Source organism: Inquilinus sp. OTU3971 (assembly GCF_038440215.1).
In genome coordinates this window covers 1-922 of record NZ_JASATH010000424.1, presented here as the reverse complement: position 1 = coordinate 922, position 922 = coordinate 1, and the positions used below count along the sequence as shown (strand labels likewise).

At 64.4% G+C, this 922-nt stretch carries 1 protein-coding gene; it reads left to right on the top strand.

The window, feature by feature from the left end; all coding sequences use genetic code 11:
• The first annotated feature begins 69 nt into the window (after positions 1-69).
• Positions 70-903, top strand: a complete 834-nt coding sequence (locus AAHM41_RS40245; protein ID WP_342242267.1) for an IS5 family transposase — start codon at positions 70-72, stop codon at positions 901-903.
• Positions 904-922 lie beyond the last annotated feature (19 nt).

The window sequence follows — 922 nt, the reverse complement described above, 5'->3', positions numbered from 1 at the left end:
GGGGGGGAGGTTGAGTGGCCCCGTCCGTTGTGATTCGCTTGAGCTGTCTAGACTGAGCGAGATCACGACATGGGTTGGACGGAGGCCACCCGCGGGCAATATTGCCGGGCGGGGCGGCGGGATGCAAACGCGTTGACGGACAAGGAATGGGAGTTGATCGAACCGTTCCTGCCGAGAGCAAAGGCGACGGGACGACCGCGGACGACTGACCTTCGGGCGGTCGTGGACGCGCTGCTCTATATCGCCTGGACCGGCTGCCAGTGGCGGGCATTGCCGGACCGGTTCCCGCCCGTTTCGACGGTTCAAGGCTATTTCTATACTTGGCGAGACAGTGGGCTGTGGAAGACCATCAACTTCCACTTGGTGGCTGCGGCACGCCTTGCCCGTGGTCGCGAGGCAAGCCCGAGCGCCGGCATCATCGACAGCCAATCGGCCAAGACCACGGACGTCGCTGGCCTGCGCGGTTACGACGCCGGCAAGAAGATCAAAGGCCGCAAGCGCCATATCATCACCGACACCGAGGGGCACTTGGTCGGGTTGACGGTCCACACGGCCGACATCCAGGACAGGGATGGGGCAGTGGGCGTCATCGCCTCCATTCGGCGGCTTTACCCGTGGTTGCGTCATCTATTCGCCGATGGCGGCTATGCCGGAGACAAACTGACGCGGGCTCTGGCCGATCTCGGCACGTGGACCATCGAAATCGTCAAGCGCTCCGATACGGCCCAAGGCTTTGAGGTCCTGCCTCGACGGTGGGTCGTCGAGCGAACCTTCGCCTGGCTCGGCCGGTGCCGACGCCTCGCCAAGGATTTCGAGGCCACCATCGCCAGCGCCGAAGCGTGGATCTTCGTCGCCTCGATCCGCTTCATGCTCCGCCGCTTCGCAGGCCTGCGCCCCGCGTAACCCAGTTTCGAGTCAGGCT